Annotated in this window: 19 protein-coding genes; 3 read left to right on the forward strand and 16 right to left on the reverse strand. The window is 61.1% G+C overall.

The features are described 5' to 3' along the window. Positions 1 to 12 precede the first annotated feature (12 nt). Complete coding sequence (locus tag AC1RME_RS15505) at positions 13 to 1,218, reverse strand: acetyl-CoA C-acetyltransferase (RefSeq protein WP_102622499.1); 1,206 nt, start codon at positions 1,216 to 1,218, stop codon at positions 13 to 15. A gap of 583 nt (positions 1,219 to 1,801) precedes the next feature. Here AC1RME_RS15505 and AC1RME_RS15510 point away from each other — a divergent pair. Beyond that, the gene (locus AC1RME_RS15510) at positions 1,802 to 2,629 is read left to right on the forward strand and encodes a c-type cytochrome (RefSeq protein ID WP_493073851.1); all 828 of its coding nucleotides are present in this window, start codon (positions 1,802 to 1,804) and stop codon (positions 2,627 to 2,629) included. Positions 2,630 to 2,643: 14 nt separating this feature from the next. Here the strand turns inward: AC1RME_RS15510 and AC1RME_RS15515 are convergent, their stop codons facing one another. From AC1RME_RS15515 to AC1RME_RS15560, 10 genes are all read right to left on the reverse strand, one after another. Further along, entirely contained in the window at positions 2,644 to 3,453 is an 810-nt protein-coding gene (locus tag AC1RME_RS15515) for a transglutaminase family protein (RefSeq protein WP_085710657.1), read from the reverse strand. Beyond that, the gene (locus tag AC1RME_RS15520) at positions 3,450 to 4,400 is read right to left on the reverse strand and encodes an alpha-E domain-containing protein (RefSeq protein ID WP_096822958.1); all 951 of its coding nucleotides are present in this window, start codon (positions 4,398 to 4,400) and stop codon (positions 3,450 to 3,452) included. The genes AC1RME_RS15515 and AC1RME_RS15520 overlap by 4 nt, the downstream gene beginning before the upstream one ends. 12 nt (positions 4,401 to 4,412) lie before the next feature. Beyond that, positions 4,413 to 5,822: a circularly permuted type 2 ATP-grasp protein gene (locus tag AC1RME_RS15525; RefSeq protein WP_025113343.1), complete on the reverse strand. Its 1,410-nt coding sequence runs from the start codon at positions 5,820 to 5,822 to the stop codon at positions 4,413 to 4,415. A 476-nt stretch (positions 5,823 to 6,298) separates the two neighbouring features. After that, complete coding sequence (locus tag AC1RME_RS15530) at positions 6,299 to 6,646, reverse strand: ribonuclease E inhibitor RraB (RefSeq protein ID WP_096822957.1); 348 nt, start codon at positions 6,644 to 6,646, stop codon at positions 6,299 to 6,301. 210 nt (positions 6,647 to 6,856) lie between these two features. After that, complete coding sequence (locus AC1RME_RS15535; protein ID WP_493073834.1) at positions 6,857 to 7,090, reverse strand: hypothetical protein; 234 nt, start codon at positions 7,088 to 7,090, stop codon at positions 6,857 to 6,859. Between the two features lie 154 nt (positions 7,091 to 7,244). Next, the gene (speE, locus tag AC1RME_RS15540; RefSeq protein ID WP_085690505.1) at positions 7,245 to 8,120 is read right to left on the reverse strand and encodes a polyamine aminopropyltransferase; all 876 of its coding nucleotides are present in this window, start codon (positions 8,118 to 8,120) and stop codon (positions 7,245 to 7,247) included. A gap of 136 nt (positions 8,121 to 8,256) precedes the next feature. Next, entirely contained in the window at positions 8,257 to 8,448 is a 192-nt protein-coding gene (locus AC1RME_RS15545; protein ID WP_102622501.1) for a PLDc N-terminal domain-containing protein, read from the reverse strand. Between the two features lie 71 nt (positions 8,449 to 8,519). Beyond that, the gene (locus AC1RME_RS15550; protein ID WP_096822954.1) at positions 8,520 to 9,050 is read right to left on the reverse strand and encodes a hypothetical protein; all 531 of its coding nucleotides are present in this window, start codon (positions 9,048 to 9,050) and stop codon (positions 8,520 to 8,522) included. A 90-nt stretch (positions 9,051 to 9,140) separates the two neighbouring features. Next, on the reverse strand, positions 9,141 to 9,659 hold the full coding sequence (locus AC1RME_RS15555; RefSeq protein WP_096822953.1) for an ankyrin repeat domain-containing protein: 519 nt from the start codon (positions 9,657 to 9,659) through the stop codon (positions 9,141 to 9,143). Positions 9,660 to 9,756: 97 nt separating this feature from the next. Next, entirely contained in the window at positions 9,757 to 11,595 is a 1,839-nt protein-coding gene (locus AC1RME_RS15560) for a long-chain-acyl-CoA synthetase (protein WP_493091539.1), read from the reverse strand. Between the two features lie 389 nt (positions 11,596 to 11,984). Here AC1RME_RS15560 and AC1RME_RS15565 point away from each other — a divergent pair, with 389 nt between their 5' ends. Then, positions 11,985 to 12,263: a DUF3509 domain-containing protein gene (locus AC1RME_RS15565; RefSeq protein ID WP_096822971.1), complete on the forward strand. Its 279-nt coding sequence runs from the start codon at positions 11,985 to 11,987 to the stop codon at positions 12,261 to 12,263. A 72-nt stretch (positions 12,264 to 12,335) separates the two neighbouring features. Here the strand turns inward: AC1RME_RS15565 and mtnC are convergent, their stop codons facing one another. From mtnC to aroC, 5 genes are all read right to left on the reverse strand, one after another. Then, on the reverse strand, positions 12,336 to 13,019 hold the full coding sequence (gene mtnC, locus AC1RME_RS15570) for an acireductone synthase (protein WP_493091540.1): 684 nt from the start codon (positions 13,017 to 13,019) through the stop codon (positions 12,336 to 12,338). A gap of 4 nt (positions 13,020 to 13,023) precedes the next feature. Then, positions 13,024 to 13,569, reverse strand: coding sequence for a 1,2-dihydroxy-3-keto-5-methylthiopentene dioxygenase (locus tag AC1RME_RS15575; protein WP_007959995.1), 546 nt, complete (start codon positions 13,567 to 13,569; stop codon positions 13,024 to 13,026). 93 nt (positions 13,570 to 13,662) lie between these two features. Next, positions 13,663 to 14,289 (reverse strand): methylthioribulose 1-phosphate dehydratase, encoded by a 627-nt coding sequence (locus AC1RME_RS15580; protein ID WP_085710648.1) that lies wholly within the window; start codon positions 14,287 to 14,289, stop codon positions 13,663 to 13,665. After that, positions 14,286 to 15,431 carry an MFS transporter gene (locus tag AC1RME_RS15585; protein ID WP_493091541.1) on the reverse strand — a complete coding sequence of 382 codons (1,146 nt, stop codon included), beginning with the start codon at positions 15,429 to 15,431 and terminating at the stop codon, positions 14,286 to 14,288. Before AC1RME_RS15585 ends, AC1RME_RS15580 begins: the two co-directional genes overlap by 4 nt. Positions 15,432 to 15,462: 31 nt before the next feature. Next, on the reverse strand, positions 15,463 to 16,554 hold the full coding sequence (gene aroC, locus AC1RME_RS15590; RefSeq protein WP_096822949.1) for a chorismate synthase: 1,092 nt from the start codon (positions 16,552 to 16,554) through the stop codon (positions 15,463 to 15,465). 130 nt (positions 16,555 to 16,684) lie between these two features. Between aroC and AC1RME_RS15595 the strand changes: the two genes are divergently transcribed. Continuing rightward, the gene (locus AC1RME_RS15595; protein WP_493091542.1) at positions 16,685 to 17,638 is read left to right on the forward strand and encodes an alpha/beta hydrolase; all 954 of its coding nucleotides are present in this window, start codon (positions 16,685 to 16,687) and stop codon (positions 17,636 to 17,638) included. The last annotated feature ends 35 nt before the right edge of the window (positions 17,639 to 17,673 follow it).

A 17,673-nucleotide genomic window follows, 5' to 3' on the forward strand; every position in this document is an offset into this window, starting at 1 on the left:
GATTCCTTGGGGTCAGAGGCGTTCGATGATGGTGGCGATGCCCATGCCGCCGCCGACGCACAGCGTCGCCAGGCCATAGCGCAGGCGCCGAGCTTCCAGTTCATCGAGCAAGGTGCCGAGAATCGCGCAACCGGTGGCGCCCAGCGGATGGCCCATCGCAATCGAGCCGCCATTGACGTTGACCTTGTCCGGGTCGACGGCCATGTCCTTGATGAATTTCAGCACCACCGAGGCGAACGCCTCGTTGACTTCAAACAGGTCGATGTCTTCCACCCGCAGCCCGGCCTTGGCCAGCGCCTTGCGTGTGGCCGGCGCCGGGCCGGTGAGCATGATGGTCGGGTCGGTGCTGGTGACCGCCGTGGCGACAATCCGCGCCCGAGGTTGCAGACCGAGCGCCCGGCCCTTGGCCTCGGAACCGATCAGCATCAGCGCCGCGCCGTCGACGATCCCCGAGCTGTTGCCCGGCGTGTGCACATGGTTGATGCGCTCGACATGGCTGTAGACCCGCAGCGCCGTGGCGTCGAAGCCCATCTGGCCGATCATTTCGAAACTCGGCTTAAGCTTACCCAAGCCTTCGAGGGTCGACTCGGCGCGAATGAACTCATCGTGATCGAGCAGAATGATGCCGTTCTGGTCCTGCACCGGCACCAACGACTTGTTGAACGAACCGTCGGCCCGAGCCCGGGCGGCTTTTTGTTGCGAGTGCAGCGCGTAAGCATCGACGTCCTGACGACTGAAGCCTTCAAGCGTGGCGATCAGGTCGGCGCCGACGCCTTGAGGGGTGAAATGGCTGTGCAGGTTGGTCTGCGGGTCCAGCGCCCAGGCACCGCCATCACTGCCCATCGGTACGCGGGACATGGATTCGACACCGCCAACCACCACCAGGTCTTCGAACCCGGAGCGCACTTTCATCGCCCCCAGGTTCACCGCTTCCAGGCCCGAGGCGCAGAACCGGTTGATCTGCACGCCGGCAACGCTGACGTCCCAATCGGCCACCTGCACGGCGGTTTTCGCGATGTCCGAGCCTTGATCGCCAATCGGCGTGACGCAACCGAGCACCACGTCATCGACCTGGCTGGTGTCCAGCGAAGTGCGCGCCTGCAAAGCGGTCAGCAGCCCGGCCACCAGGTTCACCGGTTTGACGCTGTGCAGCGAACCGTCGGCCTTGCCTCGGCCACGGGGCGTGCGTAACGCGTCGAAAATCAAAGCTTGGGTCATGGCGTTCTCGAACCTGTGCGGTGAGTGAAATTCGTGCCTCCACTCTTGGCCGGGACGGTCACGGATTCAATGACCACAGCGCTCAATGACGTTGACGCGCACGCTCAGACGGACGGTCATTCCCGACCAGGTTAACCGGTTCAGGTCAGCGAGCTGTCTAGCAAAAGGGCGGCAAAGAAGCTGGCAATGGGCCTCATGCCTTTTTAATCGCGTTCAGCAGCAAATACATATGAAATGGATCTAAGCCAAGCGTGACGCGGGCCCTAAGGTGAACATGTACGTCGTTGTCGTCGGGTTTTGCCGAGGCAGGCGTTCTTCAACAGGAAGTGCAGCGCTTGCCATCATGGATATGCAGGCAGGCATCAGGAAATAACAAAAAAGGCGGTCAAGCCATGTTCAAACAACCGAAAGTTCGTCAAGCAGGGCTCATTCTTTTCGCCACGACGCTGTTGTTGATTTTGCCGAATCTGACCAAGGTCATCGGCTGATTCAAGCGGCAGGTATTGCTCATCGCCACTGAAAATGTGACTGGCCCGCTACCCGGGCCAGCGTGGCTGTGCCAACCTTTGCGCACTTCCACGACATGGACGGCGATCAATTGAAAACGCTCATTCTGTTTGGGGCCATGCTGCTGAGCTTGCCCCTGTCTGCCGCACAGCTGAATCTGGAGCTGGGCGCGAACAGCCGCACCTGGCAGACCGAGGAATTGCTCAAGCATCCTCAGGTACAAACCCTCACGATCAAGAATGACGTGTCCTACAAGAAGGACATGACTTATCGCGCCGTGCCGGTGGCTGCATTGCTGACCGGAATCAAACCGGACGATCACCTGCAAGCCGTAGCACTGGATGGTTTTGCCGCCGAGCTGGCCGCTGCGCCGTTGCTGAACACCAAAGGTTCCCGCGCCTGGCTGGCCATCGAAGACCCGGCCCATCCTTGGCCGCCGCTGTCGGAAGGCAAGCACAGCGCCGGACCGTTCTATCTGGTGTGGACCGATCCGCAGGCCGGCCATATCAGCCCGGAACAATGGCCGTTCGAAGTGGCGAGCATCAAACGCATGGCGCCGGTGGCCGAGCGCTTCCCTGCCCTGTTGCCGGATCCTGCGTTGAAGGCCGATGACCCGGTGAATCAGGGTTTTGCGCTGTTCCAGAAGAACTGTCTGGCCTGCCATCGCCTGAATGGCGCGGGGGATGCGCAATTCGGACCGGACCTGAATATTCCCTACAGCCCGACCGAGTATTTCGGCGCGGACTTCCTCAAGCGCTACATCCGCGATCCGCAGAGTTTGCGCCAGTGGCCGCAAGCGAAGATGCCAGGGTTTTCCGCCGAGGTATTACCGGAGGCGGATCTGCAGAAACTGGTGGGATACTTACAGCACATGGCCGGGCGCAAGGTTGCGCCCGCCAAGTAACCCGACTACGTCGTTTACTGCTGTTGCACCGAGATGATTGGCGCTGGTGTCGGCGACACCAGCACTTTCGCGTGCATCTGCTCTGACCCACCGCCCCGACGCATGCCCCGCACCGGGCAGGCGTCGAGGTAATCCAGGCCCACCGCCAGTTTCAGGTGCCGCTCCGGCCGGGCCAGTTCATTGGTCACGTCAAAGCTGTACCAGGCGTCATCGATCCAGGCCTCGGCCCAGGCGTGACTGGCCAGATGCTCGCAATCCTCGCTGTACAGATAACCCGACACATACCGCGACGGCACACCGAGGCTGCGCGCGCAGGCCAGAAACGCGTGTGCGTGGTCCTGGCAAACACCCGCCCGCCCGGCAAACGCCTCGGCGGCGCTGGTGTCGACTTCGGTGGAGCCAGGCTTATAGGTCATGTGCTGATTCAGGCCATGCATCAGATCGATCAGTGCATTGCGGTCGCGTCGTTGCTTGCAGGACTTCTCGGCAAACGCCCGCAGCGCCTCGTCCGCCTCGGTGAGGCGGGTGAAGCGCAGGAATGGCAGCGCCGACTGGCTCTCGTGTTCCGCCTCGCGCAACTCGTCGATATCGACCTGCCCACGAGCACCGATGATGATCGCTTCGTGGGGTTCGTCCATCGTCAGCACGTGCAGAATGTTGCCGAACGGATCGAGCTGGGCGCGCACCGGGCGCGGCAGGTCGAGCTGCCAGCTCAGCACATGCTGACGCTCGCTGTCGTGAGGTGTCAGACGCAGGTACTGGATGCTCGCCCGCACCTGATCTTCGTAGTGATAGGTGGTCTCGTGGCTGATGGAAAGTCTCATGCGGCCTCCAGGTAGGAACTGTGAATGGCGTTGCCCAACTGGCGCACCAGCGGGATGAACTCGGTGAGCCAGGCGTGCAGCCCTTCCTCGAGGATTTCGTGGATGCCGGTGTAACGCAGGCGTGCGTCCATTTCCGCCGCCAGTCGTTGCGCAGGACGACCGTTGGCCCCCGGCAGTTGCGCGAGGATCTGGTCGATCTCCTCGGTGCAGGCCCGCAGCGAGCGCGGCACGTCGGCACGCAACAGCAGCAGCTCGGCGACATGCCGGGCGCCGGGCGCGTCGCGGTAGATTTCGGTGTAGGCCTCGAACGAGGACAAGGCCCGCAACAAGGCACTCCATTGGTAATAGGCGTGGGCGGTGCCATCGCTGACCGCTTCGGCCTGATCGCCGGCCATTTCATAGCGGGCGTCTAGCAGGCGCAAAGTGTTGTCGGCCCGCTCGATGAACGTGCCCAACCGGATGAAACGAAACGCATCGTTGCGCATGATGGTGCCGTAGGACGCCCCGCGGAACAGGTGCGAACGTTCCTTGATCCACTCACAGAAACGGCTCATGCCATAGCGGCTGAGGCCCTGGTTGGCGATCCCGCGGATCTCCAGCCAGGTGGCGTTGATGTTCTCCCACATGTCGGCGGTGATCCGACCGCGCACCGCGTGGGCACTGGCTCGCGCCGCGCCGAGGCAGCTATAGATGCTCGCCGGGTTGGCCGCGTCGAGCGCGAAGAAGTGCAGCAATCGCTCAGCATGCAACTCGCCGTGGCGTTCCAGGTAGTCGTCCAGCGTGCCGGTGATCAGCAGCGGCATCGCCAGTTCGTGCAGACCGTCGCCACGGCCGTCCTGCGGCATCAGCGACAGCGAATAGCTGACATCGAGCATGCGGGCGAGGTTTTCCGCCCGCTCCAGGTAACGCGACATCCAGTACAGATCCGAGGCAGTTCTACTTAACATGGCAGGCTTCCTTCAATCCTCGACCACCCAGGTGTCCTTGGTTCCGCCGCCCTGGGATGAATTCACCACCAGAGAGCCTTCACGCAGGGCGACACGGGTCAAACCGCCGGGCACAACCCGGGTTTCGCGGCCGGACAATACGAACGGGCGCAGGTCGATATGGCGCGGCGCAATGCCGTTTTCGACAAAGGTCGGACAGGTCGACAGCGACAGCGTCGGTTGCGCGATGTACGCGTGGGGCTTGGCCTTGATCCGCTCGCGGAACGCATCGATTTCCGCCGTTGTTGCCGCCGGCCCCACGAGCATTCCGTAGCCGCCGGAGCCCTGGGTTTCCTTGACCACCAGATCCGGAAGATTGGCCAGCACATGGGAAAGTTCAGACGGATTGCGGCATTGCCACGTCGGCACGTTCTTCAGGATCGGCTCTTCATCAAGGTAGAAACGGATCATCTCGGTGACGAACGGATACACCGACTTATCGTCCGCCACGCCGGTGCCGATCGCATTGGCCAGCACCACATTGCCGGAGCGATACGACGACAACAGTCCCGGCACGCCGAGCATCGAATCCGGGCGGAACGCCAACGGATCGAGGAAGGCGTCGTCGAGCCGGCGGTAGATCACGTCCACCGCTTTCGGGCCATCGGTGGTGCGCATGAAGACCTTGTCGTCGCGCACGAACAGATCGGCACCTTCGACCAGCTCGACGCCCATTTCCCGGGCCAGAAACGCATGCTCGAAAAACGCGCTGTTGAACCGCCCCGGTGTCAGCACCACCACACTCGGGTCGTCGATGGGGCTTGAGCTTTTCAGGGTGTCGAGCAGCAGGTTCGGGTAATGGTCGATCGGGGCGATGCGCTGGGCCGCGAACAGCTCGGGGAACAGGCGCATCATCATCTTGCGGTCTTCGAGCATGTAGCTCACGCCGCTGGGCGTGCGCAGGTTGTCCTCGAGCACGTAATACGTGCCGTCGCCGTCGCGCACCAGATCGACGCCAGAGATGTGCGAATAGATATCGCGGTGCAGATCCAGCCCCTGCATCGCCAACTGGTATTGCTCGTTGGCCAGCACCTGCTCGGCGGGAATGATCCCGGCCTTGATGATGCGCTGCTCGTGATAGAGGTCGGCGAGGAACATGTTCAACGCCTTGACGCGCTGGATGCAGCCGCGCTCGACGATCCGCCACTCGCTGGCGGGAATGCTGCGCGGAATGGTGTCGAAGGGAATCAGGCGTTCTGTCCCTTGCTCGTCCCCGTAGAGCGTGAAAGTGATCCCGGCACGATGGAACAGCAGATCGGCCTCGCGTCGCCGCTGGGCCAACAGCTCGTCAGGCGTATCGGCCAGCCAGCGGGCAAACTCCCGGTAATGCGGGCGGACCTGGCCGCCGGCATCGTACATTTCATCAAAATAGGTGCGGATCATGCCGTACTCCTTGTCACCCCGGACATACAGGCCTTCGCAAGGCCCGTGCCATCGGCATAAACGCTTTGATTTCAATCGGTTGGATATTCACGCCACAAACACCGCACCATTCCTGTGCGGCAAATGCCCCAACCTGATCGCCCCCGCCTCATTGCGACGCAGTGCAGTCGCCTATCACCAGCATAGTCAGAGTTGATTTCACTGCCCGGCGGCGCCTGCGGATAATCCGCACATCCGCTGCGAAACGTCCCTGACGAAGTGCGCAGCCCAACTGATCCGGCTTGCCCTGGCAGCCCTACCGGCCGTAACTCTGACCGGTTTCCTCTCCTTCCGGTCTTCCCTTTCAGCCACCTCTCCCGGTGGCTTTTTTTTGCGCCGGATTCTTGTTTCAGGGTTTTGCCGGGCGATGTTCAGGGTCCAGAAACGACAACGGCCGACCCGAAGGTCAGCCGTTGCTCGACGTGTTGCGAGGGTTATCAGTTCAAACGATGGCGGTTGCGCACCTCCTGCTTCACGCCCCAGCCTTCGATGATGCCGCCCAGTGGCTCGACCACCGCCGAAAAGCCCTGTTCGAAATCGCCAATGTCGTCGTAGGTTGCGTACATCACCTTGCTCAATTCCAGGGACCACGCGCCGTCGTCGCGCGCACTGACCTGGGCATTGATGGATTCACCGCGAAACTTGCCTGCCGCCCTGCGCGCCCGCTCCTCGTCCGGGAAAATGGCGTAGAACTCGATGGGATGGAACCGGGAAAAATCGAAACCGCCTTCTTTCATGCGGCGCAGCACGCTGCTGCTGATGTCTTCTTGATAGGCTGTGCTCATGAACGTCCCCCTCGCATAGATGGATAGACTTTCCGTATTCCCTGCACCTGGCCGAACGGCTCAAGCGCTACGACAACCGTGTTGCCGGCGGGAAACAAGCATGTAGCTGACAAGACCAGACCTTAGCGATCCGTTCGCTGATCTCGCTTGCAGAGTAGCCCCAAGATAGAGCCGCTGCCAAGGCCTGGTGCGTTACGGACAAGAAGATTTTCAGATGGGCGTGATGCTGCGGATTTCGATGCTGTTCTGGGTTTTCAGGCTTTTGGCGCCTGCATCGGAGGTGCGCCCTTCCAGATCGTTCAGATCCAGTGCGGCGACGACAGGAAGGAGTCGTTCCTTGATCAATCGAGCGGCCTCATCGTCGCTGGGGCATTCCGCGCGCTCGAAGATTTCATCGACAATTTCACCGTGATCATCCACGAAAGTGACTTTCCACTTTTGCATTGGTGCCTCCTCGAACAAACCCGCAAATGGGCTCATATCTATCTCGACTTTTGTCAGGATTGATCGTTCAAAAGCTTTACACCGATGAAACATGAAAAACATTTCATCTGCGGGAACGAAGCCGCTCGCTCCCGCAGTGATAACGGCTGAGTGATCAGTCGTTGCTTGGCTTGTTCACCGCTTGCAGCACGTATTGCGGCAGGGCGAAGGCGCCGATGTGGATTTCCGGGTTGTAGTAACGGGTGACGATGCCGCTGCCGATGAAGCGCTGTTGCAGGGTTTCACGGCTCAGTTTGCGGTAGGCCGGGTTGGTCGAGCCCCAGGCGAAGGTCATCGAACCGCCGATGTAGGTCGGCACGGCCGCCTGATAGAAGTGCCAGTCCGGGAACAGGCTGCGCAGGCGACCGGCGGTGGTTTTCACTTCTTCGATCTGCATGAACGGTGTGCCGTTCTGGGTCACGAGGATGCCGCCCTCGTTCAGGCAGCGGTGGCAGGCCTGGTAGAAGTTTTCCGAGAACAGCACTTCGCCCGGGCCGATCGGGTCGGTGGAGTCGGAAATGATCACGTCGAACTTTTCAGTGGTGGTTGCGACGAAGCGCATGCCGTCGTCGATCACCAGGTTCAGGCGTGGGTCGTCGTAGGCGCCCTTGGAGTGGTTCGGCAGGAATTCCTTGCACATGTCGACCACGGTGCCGTCGATTTCGACCATGGTGATGTGCTCGACGCTGGCGTGCTTGGTCACTTCGCGCAGCATGCCGCCGTCGCCGCCGCCGATGATCAGCACGCGCTTGGCGGTGCCGTGGGCGAGGATCGGCACGTGGGTGAGCATTTCGTGGTAGATGAATTCATCGGCTTCGGTGGTCTGGATCACGCCGTCCAGCGCCATCACCCGGCCCATGCGCGGGTTCTGGAAGATCACCAGGTGCTGGTGTTCGGTGCGCACTTCGTGCAGCAGTTTTTCCATGCGAAAACGCTGGCCGTAGCCTTCGTAGAGGGTTTCCAGGTATTCGCTGGTCTTGGTGACGGTCATGGTGAAGTGCTCCGATGAATGCGCGGGCGCCAATCGTCAGGTTCGATTGCCCGGGAAAGGCGCGCATTCTACGTTGCCGAAGATGACAGGTCGAACCTCACTTCATCGGCCCGGCACAATCCATTGGCGCGAACGGTCAGATCCGCACATTGCCCCGCGGCCCGGCAATCGCCCAGATGATCAGGCCCAGCACCGGCAGGAAGATGATCAACAGCACCCAGAGGATTTTCATCCCGGTCTCGGCACCGCTTTTCAGCACGTTGATGATCGCCCAGATGTCGAGGGCAAGAATGATCAGGCCGATCAGGCCGTTGAACGTGGAACCCATGGTGTCACTCCAGAATAGTGGCATGCACTTTTAGGATAGACGGTCGCGCGCAGGGTTCCCTTTTATTGCGCTCAGACGTGAACGGCGACCTTCAAGGCTTCCAGCGACGGCGCAGCGGCGATGCCGACTTCGGCACACAGTTCCAGCACGCGCGGCACGTCGTTGCCGTAGACCAGCACCACTTGCAGTTCGTCGTCGAGCAACTGGCTGAAGTTCATCAGCGTGTAGCCGCCGTTTTCCTTGTTCATGCTGCTCATCTGCACCTGGATGCGGTTGAGTGCGGTCAGCGCTTCGGTCTTGGCCAGTTGCTTGGGCTTGAGGTTGAACTCCACGCCCGGGCCGAACGAAGCCACGATCTGCGCGAACAGGTCAACGTAGGTGTCGGCCTGGAACAGAACGGTTTCCGGCAGACTGCCGACCACGACCCATTCGCCCAAAGGAATCGGGAAAGTGTCGTCGTAGTTGATGTCCGGATTGGCGGTCAGAAAAGCGTCGGCATCGGCGTAGGCCTGCGCCGCTTCATCAGCGACCTTCTGAATCTCGTCGTCGCCCATGCAGCCGGAGCTGATTTTGCTGATGAGTTCGGCGAGTGCGGCTTTCATGGGGGCGGATCCTGTGACGAAGAGAATTTTGAGGGCGCGAAGGATAGCGCATTCTCGCCTTCGCCACAGAGCGGGTTCCGGCCCGACGGTTCAGCCCAGCAGTTTTTCCAGCTGCGCGGTGGTGTCCACAGCGCCCATGGTGCGGGCCGCGTCCAGCGCGGTGATGCCGTTGGCGTCCTTGGCTTTCGGGTCCGCGCCCTGGTCGATCAGGAACTCGACAATTTCAACCCGGTTGAACATCGCCGCCATCATCAGCGCCGTGCGGCCGTCGAAGGAAGCGCCTTCAATCTGCGCCCCACCGGCCACCAATGCCTTGACCACGGCCAGGTCACCCTTGAACGCCGCGCCGGCAATCGGGCTCTGGCCGTTGCCGTTGCGTTGTTCCGGGTCGGCCTTGTGCTTGAGCAGCACTTGCACCGCATCTACGTGACCGTAGTAACTGGCGAGCATCAACAGGGTGTCGCCCTTGCTGTTGGTCAGGTTGACCGGCAGACCGGCAGTGATCAGGCGATCCAGCATCGCCGCATCGCCGTCGCGCGCCTTGTTGAATACCTGCTCGGTGAATTCGGCAGCTTCTTCGGGGGTCATCTGGCGGCTTTGGTCGGACATGGGGCAACTCCACTTTCGGTCAATCGGAAAGCCGATAGTTTCCCGAGCGCGGCGATAGCTGTCACCCCCTTTTTTCCAAGACAGTCGATAGCCAATATCAATAACGGAACTTGCCGGCGCGGATGTCCGCCAGGATTTCATCCGTGACCTGCACGTAGGTTTCAGTACCCGGCAGCCAGGCATAGATCGGGTCATCACCTGTCTGGCCGGGGTCGAAGCCTTCGTTTTTCAGGCGCGTCTTCTGGTATTTGAAGGTGCCGGTGGTTTCCATTTTCACTTTGACCCGCAGGAACAACGGCACCGCATAGGCCGGCATGCGCTGGCGGGCGAAGGCCAGCAGCTCGGTGAAGTCCAGCGTCGCCAGAGACTCGGCCGGCGTGATCGCCGCCATGCCGGCGCGACCGTTGGTGTTGGGAATTTCCACGCCATAGGCCACGGCTTCGGAAATGTGCGGATGCTGGAGCAACAGGTTCTCGACCTCGGTGGTCGAGACGTTTTCGCCCTTCCAGCGGTAGGTGTCGCCGAGGCGATCGACAAACTGCGCATGACCGAAACCGATGTTGCGCAGCAGATCGCCGGTGTTGAAGAAGCGGTCGCCCTTGGTGAATACGTCCTGCAGCACGACTTTCGCGGTTTTCTGCGGATCGGTGTAGCCATCCAGCGGCGCCTTGTCGTCGATCCGCGCCAGCAACAGGCCGCGCTCGCCCCGGTCGACCTTGCGCATGAACCCGTCAGCACCACGAATCGGTTCGCCGCTGTCCTGATCGTAGGCGACCAGTTCCCAGGCCATCAGCGAGAATCCGATGGTGTTGTCGAAGTTGAGGATATTGGTGAAGCCGATATTGCCGTCGCTCGCCGCGTACAGTTCGCAGATGTGATCCACCGCAAACCGGGTCTTGAATTCAGCCCAGGCACCGGGCCGCAAACCGTTGCCGATCATCTTGCGCACGTCATGGCGGCTGTCATCGCTGCTGACCGGCTGATCCACCAGATAACGGCACAATTCACCGACGTAGCCGATGGTGGTTGCGCGGTAGCGGCGTACGTCGCTCCAGAACTGCCGGGCGCTGAACTTGCGGCGAATCGCGAAACCCGAGGCGCCATTGACCGCCGATCCCCAGCACACGCAAAGCCCGGTGGCGTGATACAGCGGCAAGGTGCAATAGACGATGTCGTCCGGGCGCATGTCGAGGGCGATCATGCCGAAGCTCGCCGAGCTGCGCATCCAGCGTCCGTGCTTGAACACGCCGGCCTTGGGCAAACCGGTGGTGCCTGAGGTGTAGATGTAGAAGCACGGGTCATCGAAAAAAATCTGCCGGCTGCTGGCCGGGTTGTCGCTTGGCGCATCGGCGCTGGCGCTGATCAGATTGGTGTAACCCTCCGGGGCGATGCCCGGCTGGCTGAAGGTTTCCTGATCCGCCACGAACCAGGTGCGGGCCGGCGCAATCGTCACTTGCTCGCGCACCGCGGTGAAGGCTGGCAGCAATTCTTCACCGACGACAATCGCCACCGGCGCCACCAGATTGATGCTGTGAATCAGCGTGTCGCGGGTCTGCGAAGTGTTGAGCAGCGCGCTGACGGCGCCGACCTTGGCCAGCGCCAGAATCGTCACCAGCAGTTCCGGGCGGTTTTCGATGAACACCGCCACCACATCGCCCTTCCCGATGCCCTGCCCGATCAGGTAGTGGGCAATGCGGTTGGCCCACTGGTTGACCTGTGAATAACTCAGCACCACCTCACCCGACAGCAGCGCGGGGCCCTCGGGATTGCGCAGGGTCGCTTGCTCGAAGGTCCAGCCCAGGCCACAGGTTTGGGTCGGATCCTTGACGTTGGCCACCTTCATGCCTTTCACCACCCGAGGGATGGCTTTGGCAATCATCGGCAGTTTGCGGAGCATCATGCTCCAGGTAATCGTGTCGCTAGGCGCGTGGCTCATGGCAGCTCCCGTTCGACCTTGGCGTGCAGGCCGGATTTTTTATTGTCGGGCAATCGGGTAAGGCAACCGGCGCTTCTTGAGCGAGGGTCGAGGCCGAAAATACGTCAGGGCTTCTCGGGCTGTACACGCGGTTTTTGCAATGTTTTGTATCCGCCAACGCTACAAGGCGAAACGCGATTGCAGCCGGATGGAATGGTTCCATCGGATCGACAGCGATCCCGCAAAATGCAGGATGCACGATGGCCATTCATGCAGATTGCACGACGACTTGAATTTGCATAATTTCTAACTTGTTGATTTATAACGATTTTATAAAAACAGAATACTGGCACAATCACTGCAACTCCCTATGCATGCTTGCCATTCAAGTGCATACGGAGCTGAAAGACATGAGCCTGATCCAAGAAAAATTTACCTCCCTGTTCTCCAACTTCAACGTCACCACCCAACCGCGTCCCGATGGCGGGATCCTGCTGACGCTGAAGAGTGCCGACGGCAAAGTGTTCAAACGTGCGCTCACTTATCAGCAACTGCATGCCGGCGACCAATTGTCGTGGGCGATCAGCGCGATCCGTCGTGACCTGGCCGAACAAGCCAGCGAGCTGCCGCAAATCGGCATGCTGCAAAGCCAGCAGCGTTTTGCCCTGCCGACCTATCACTCGATGTAAACACCGCATAAACAAACAGGCCGTGGAGCTTTCGCTTCACGGCCTGTTTGTTTGCGCATCGATTGTGTGGAATCAGAACGCTTCCGGTTCGATCCCGGTAAAGCTGTCGACGGTCACATGGCCTTCCAGCTCTCCACCCTCACGGGCCAGGCCGCAGGTTTGCAGGCCGGCGGCCTGGGCGGCGTCGAGTTCCTGCACGATGTCGGACAGGAACAGGATTTCCTGCGGTTCGACCCCGATGGCCTGCTGAATAGTGCTGTAGGACTGCGCTTCGCGCTTCGGGCCCGACGTGGTGTCGAAATAGCCGCTGAACAGCGGTGTCAGATCCCCCGCCTCCGAGCAGCCGAAAATCAGCTTCTGCGCCTGAATCGAACCAGACGAATAAACAAACAGTTGATACCCGGCCTGATGCCAGCGCTGGAGCGCTTCGACGGCGTCCGGGTAAACATGACCCTTCAACTGCCCGGCCTGATAACCCTGCTCCCAGACCATGCCTTGTAATGCTTTCAGCGGCGTGGCTTTGCGGTCTTCGGCGATCCAGGCCAGCAGAATTTCTACCACTCGCTCAACGTCAGCCTGCAGCTCATTGCTGTCGCGGCGCACGGCGTCCAGTTGTTCGGCGACGTCGGTTCGCTGGGCGTTCTGGCGAACGAAGTCCGGCAGGTGTTTGGCGGCATACGGGAACAGCACGTCGAACACAAAACTCACCGCGCTGGTGGTGCCTTCGATGTCGGTGAGAATGACCTTGATCGACATCGGCTCAGTCCTCCAGGCGCGGGAAGCGGCCGGCGATGTCTTCGCCGGTGAAGTTGGCGACCCAGCCTTCAGGATTGTTGAACAGGCGGATCGCCACGAAATGCGGGTTCTCGCCCATGTCGAACCAGTGTTTGGTGCCGGCCGGTACCGAAATCAGGTCGTTCTTCTCGCACAGCACGGCGTAAACGTAATCGTCGATGTGCAGGGTAAACAGGCCACGGCCGGCGACGAAAAAGCGTACTTCGTCTTCGCCATGGCGATGTTCTTCGAGGAACTTGGCGCGGAATTCGGCTTTTTGCGGGTGATCGCTGTTGAGGCTGATCACATCGACGGTGATGTAACCACGCTCGGTCATCAGCTTGTCGATCTGCTCTTTGTAGGCGCCGATCACTTCTTCCTGGCTGGCACCGGGCTGAATCTTCGCGGCGGCTTGCCAGCGGTCGAAGCGCACGCCCTGCTCGGCCAGGGTCGAGGCAATGTCTTCGAAATGGGTCAGCACCTTGTTCGGAATTTCAGGGCTGGAAACGTGATAGACGGACAGGCTGCTCATGGGGGCAATTCCTCGGTATCGGCCTTGCCGTCCGGTTCTTCGAGACCGGTCGGGCACTGCATTCATCAGGCAAATGGGCTGGTTCTGGTGAAGTCAGCCTTGGCGGTTCATGACGCTGCGGGTCTTCAACTCGCATTCAAACAGAAATTCAAAGGCCTCGATCTGGCGCAACGCGTCGCTCATCTGCGCGCCCCAGGTATAGAGACCGTGACCGCGAATCAGATAACCGACGCAATCGGGATGGGCGTCGAGCCAAGGCTGCACCTTGGCGGCGAGGCGCGCAATGTCCTGATCGTTGTCGAAGATCGGCACCCGCACCCGGGATTCGTGGGTCGAAATACCGCTGAAGGCTTTTTGCAGTTCGTAGTCTTCGAACTCGATGAAATCTTCCGGCGTCAGGCGCGACAGCACCGTGGCGTTCACCGAGTGGGTGTGCAGCACCGCGCCGATTTCCGGGCGCCAGCTGTAGAGCTGGGTGTGCAGCAGGGTTTCGGCGGACGGTTTTTTGCCCGGTTCCAGGCTGTTGCCGGACAAGTCGGTGGCAAGCACGTCGTCCAGACCCAACTGGCCCTTGTGCTTGCCGGACACGGTCAGCAGCGCTTCGCTCGGCGACAGGCGCGTCGAGTAGTTGCTGCTGGTGGCCGGCGACCAGCCGCGACCGTAAAGAAAACGCCCGGCGTCGACGATTTGCTGGGCAAGCTGTTCACGCGTAAGGCTCATGGCCTGTCCTCTTGCATACGTGTGGCAATGATAACGGCAGCAGCGAGCGCCGCGAGACTGGCAATACTAAAGGTCAATGTCGCGCCGAGGGCATTCCAGCTGTAGCCGGAATACAACGCGCCCAGCGCACCGCCGGTGCCGGCCAGTGCGGCGTACAACGCCTGGCCCTGCCCTTGCTGACGCGCGCCGAAGCTACGTTGCACGAACTGGATGGCAGCGGCATGAAAGCTGCCGAACGTCGCGGCGTGCAGCACCTGGGCAAACAGCAGCACCCACAGGAATTCGGCGAACGAACCTAGCAGCAACCAGCGCAGCGCCGCCAGCTGAAAACTCGCCATCAGCACACGACGCAGGGAAAAACGCGCGAGGATCCGGCTCATGGCCATGAACATCAGCACTTCCGCCACCACGCCAACGGCCCAGAGCATGCCGATCACACCTCGGCTGTAACCCAGGCGTTCGAGGTGCAAGGTCAGAAACGTGTAATACGGCCCGTGGCTCATCTGCATCAGCGCCACGCAACCGTAGAACGCCAGGACCCCGGGATTGCGCAACTGCTTGAGAAAACCCTCGCCCGTCGGCCGGTTGCCCTGCGGCGGCTGCGCATTCGGCACCCACAGACTGCTGAGCACGATGCCGGCCATGATCAACACCAGCGCCGCCGGGTAGATGTCGAGGCTGAGCCATTCGAACAATCGCCCCAGTGCCACCACGGTGATGATGAAACCGATGGAACCCCACAACCGAATCTGGCTGTAGCGGGAGGTCTGGCCCTGCAGATGCGCGAGGGTAATGACTTCGAACTGCGGCAACACCGCGTGCCAGAAGAACGCATGCAACGCCATGACCATCGCCAGCCAGGCGTAGGTCTTGCTGACGAAAATCAACGAGAAGGTCACCAATGTGCACACCGCGCCAAAACGCACGATGGCCAGGCGTTTGCCGGTGTAGTCGCCGAGCCAGCCCCAGATGTTCGGCGCCACGCAGCGCATCAGCATCGGGATCGCCACCAACTCGCCGATGCGCGCCGCGCTGAATCCGAGGTGATCGAAGTACAGCGCCAGAAACGGCGCCGTCGAGCCGAGCAAGGCGAAATAGAACAGATAGAAACTGGACAGCCGCCAGTACGGGAGCGCCGCCACGGTCAGACCGCGGCGGCTGTGAGTTGACCCATCAGAGCTGACCCAGGACCGGCGTGCTGACACGCACGTCGGCGTTCTGACCACGGTGACGCAGCAGGTGATCCATCAGCACGATGGCCATCATCGCCTCGGCAATCGGCGTGGCGCGGATGCCGACGCATGGGTCGTGACGCCCCTTGGTGATCACTTCCGCTGGGTTGCCATGAATGTCGATCGAACGGCCCGGCGTGGTGATGCTCGACGTCGGCTTCAAGGCCAGGTGCGCGACGATCGGCTGACCGGACGAAATTCCGCCGAGGATGCCGCCGGCGTTGTTGCTGAGGAAACCTTCCGGGGTCATTTCATCGCGGTGCTCGGTGCCACGTTGGGCGACCGAGGCGAAACCGGCGCCGATTTCCACGCCTTTGACCGCGTTGATGCTCATCAGCGCGTGGGCCAGTTCGGCGTCGAGACGGTCGAAGATCGGCTCGCCCAGGCCCGGCATCACGCCTTCGGCGACCACGGTGATCTTGGCCCCGACCGAGTCCTGATCTCGGCGCAGCTGGTCCATGTAGGCTTCCAGTTCCGGCACCTTGTCCGGGTCCGGGCTGAAGAAGGCGTTCTGCTCGACCGATTCCCAGGTCTTGAACGGGATTTCGATCGGGCCGAGCTGGCTCATGTAGCCGCGAATGACGATGCCCTGCGTCGCCAGGTATTTCTTGGCAATCGCACCGGCCGCCACGCGCATCGCGGTTTCCCGCGCGGAGCTGCGACCGCCGCCGCGATAATCGCGCTCGCCGTATTTGTGGTGGTAGGTGTAGTCGGCGTGGGCCGGACGGAACAGATCCTTGATCGCCGAGTAGTCCTTGGACTTCTGGTCAGTGTTGCGGATCAGCAGGCCGATGGAGCAGCCGGTGGTGCGGCCCTCGAACACGCCGGAGAGGATTTCGACTTCGTCGGCCTCCTGACGCTGGGTGGTGTGGCGGCTGGTGCCCGGCTTGCGGCGATCGAGATCGCGTTGCAGGTCCTCAAGGGAAATCTCCAGGCCCGGCGGGCAGCCGTCGACAATGGCGACCAACGCCGGACCATGGCTTTCGCCCGCGGTGGTGACAGTGAACAGCTTGCCGTAGGTATTGCCGGACATGCAGGACGCTCCGTGAAATCAAACCCAAATTCATGATGCGCGCCAGTATACGCAGGCTAACCGAGTAGTTCATCCTCGAACCTTGGCGGTGTTGGTGAGTCCAACCGGCACCTTTGCAAATGATGGCGTGATGATGCTGCGAGTTTTGATCTTGAGCCTTACCCTGTTTACTGGTTTTGTCCAGGCGACCGTCCTGCAACGCCCGGTGACTTTGGACACCGGCAGCGGAGAACTTTTCGGCTCGCTGTTACTGCCAAAGTCTGACAATCCGGTGCCGGTTGTCCTCATTCTTTCTGGCTCGGGTCCTACGGATCGTGACGGAAACAACCCGGACGGCGGGCGCAACGACAGCCTCAAGCGACTGGCCTGGGTGCTGGCCAAGCACAACATCGCCAGCGTGCGTTTCGACAAACGCGGGGTGGCCACGAGCCTGGCCGCGACACCGGATGAGCGCAATCTGTCGGTGGATGCCTACGTCGCGGACGCCGTGGCCTGGGGCCAGAAGCTCAAGGCTGATCCGCGTTTCGGCCCGTTGATCCTGCTGGGTCACAGCGAGGGCGCACTGATTGCCAGCCTGGCTGCACCGAAATTCGACGCCGCTGCGGTCATTTCACTGTCCGGCACCGCCCGGCCGATCGATCAGGTTTTGCGCCGGCAACTGGCCCGCAGCCTACCGCCGCCACTGATGCAGCGCAGCAACGAGTTGCTCGACAGCCTCAAGGCCGGCCACACCGACGACAATGTCCCGGCGCCCTTGCAGCCAATATTTCGCCCTAGCGTGCAGCCGTATCTGATTTCGTTGTTCCGTCAGGATCCGTCCGCAGCCTTCGCCCATCTGAAAATGCCGGCCTTGATCGTTCAGGGCAGCAACGACATTCAGGTTCAAGTCGATGACGCCAACCTGCTCAAGGCGGCAAAACCCGACGCGACGCTGGCATTGATCGAAGGCATGAACCACGTGATGCGCATCGTGCCCAACGACGTGAAGCGGCAAATGGCCTCTTACAAGGACCCGAATTTGCCGCTGGCGGCGGAATTGGGGACACGCATCCTCGAATTTATTGACGGACTTCGCACCCGTTAAGCTCTTTTTGCCCTCTAGTCCTGTAGAAAACGGCC

It is taken from the genome of Pseudomonas sp. GW822-FHT03F08, from assembly GCF_058801265.1.

What these genes read in the sequence shown, in the direction of transcription:
- AC1RME_RS15505 (WP_102622499.1), bottom strand. Translation starts at nt 1,218, where the DNA reads ATGACCCAAGCTTTGATTTTCGACGCGTTACGCACGCCCCGTGGCCGA.
- AC1RME_RS15510 (WP_493073851.1), top strand. Translation starts at nt 1,802, where the DNA reads ATGGACGGCGATCAATTGAAAACGCTCATTCTGTTTGGGGCCATGCTG.
- AC1RME_RS15515 (WP_085710657.1), bottom strand. Translation starts at nt 3,453, where the DNA reads ATGAGACTTTCCATCAGCCACGAGACCACCTATCACTACGAAGATCAG.
- AC1RME_RS15520 (WP_096822958.1), bottom strand. Translation starts at nt 4,400, where the DNA reads ATGTTAAGTAGAACTGCCTCGGATCTGTACTGGATGTCGCGTTACCTG.
- AC1RME_RS15525 (WP_025113343.1), bottom strand. Translation starts at nt 5,822, where the DNA reads ATGATCCGCACCTATTTTGATGAAATGTACGATGCCGGCGGCCAGGTC.
- AC1RME_RS15530 (WP_096822957.1), bottom strand. Translation starts at nt 6,646, where the DNA reads ATGAGCACAGCCTATCAAGAAGACATCAGCAGCAGCGTGCTGCGCCGC.
- AC1RME_RS15535 (WP_493073834.1), bottom strand. Translation starts at nt 7,090, where the DNA reads ATGCAAAAGTGGAAAGTCACTTTCGTGGATGATCACGGTGAAATTGTC.
- speE (WP_085690505.1), bottom strand. Translation starts at nt 8,120, where the DNA reads ATGACCGTCACCAAGACCAGCGAATACCTGGAAACCCTCTACGAAGGC.
- AC1RME_RS15545 (WP_102622501.1), bottom strand. Translation starts at nt 8,448, where the DNA reads ATGGGTTCCACGTTCAACGGCCTGATCGGCCTGATCATTCTTGCCCTC.
- AC1RME_RS15550 (WP_096822954.1), bottom strand. Translation starts at nt 9,050, where the DNA reads ATGAAAGCCGCACTCGCCGAACTCATCAGCAAAATCAGCTCCGGCTGC.
- AC1RME_RS15555 (WP_096822953.1), bottom strand. Translation starts at nt 9,659, where the DNA reads ATGTCCGACCAAAGCCGCCAGATGACCCCCGAAGAAGCTGCCGAATTC.
- AC1RME_RS15560 (WP_493091539.1), bottom strand. Translation starts at nt 11,595, where the DNA reads ATGAGCCACGCGCCTAGCGACACGATTACCTGGAGCATGATGCTCCGC.
- AC1RME_RS15565 (WP_096822971.1), top strand. Translation starts at nt 11,985, where the DNA reads ATGAGCCTGATCCAAGAAAAATTTACCTCCCTGTTCTCCAACTTCAAC.
- mtnC (WP_493091540.1), bottom strand. Translation starts at nt 13,019, where the DNA reads ATGTCGATCAAGGTCATTCTCACCGACATCGAAGGCACCACCAGCGCG.
- AC1RME_RS15575 (WP_007959995.1), bottom strand. Translation starts at nt 13,569, where the DNA reads ATGAGCAGCCTGTCCGTCTATCACGTTTCCAGCCCTGAAATTCCGAAC.
- AC1RME_RS15580 (WP_085710648.1), bottom strand. Translation starts at nt 14,289, where the DNA reads ATGAGCCTTACGCGTGAACAGCTTGCCCAGCAAATCGTCGACGCCGGG.
- aroC (WP_096822949.1), bottom strand. Translation starts at nt 16,554, where the DNA reads ATGTCCGGCAATACCTACGGCAAGCTGTTCACTGTCACCACCGCGGGC.
- AC1RME_RS15595 (WP_493091542.1), top strand. Translation starts at nt 16,685, where the DNA reads ATGATGCTGCGAGTTTTGATCTTGAGCCTTACCCTGTTTACTGGTTTT.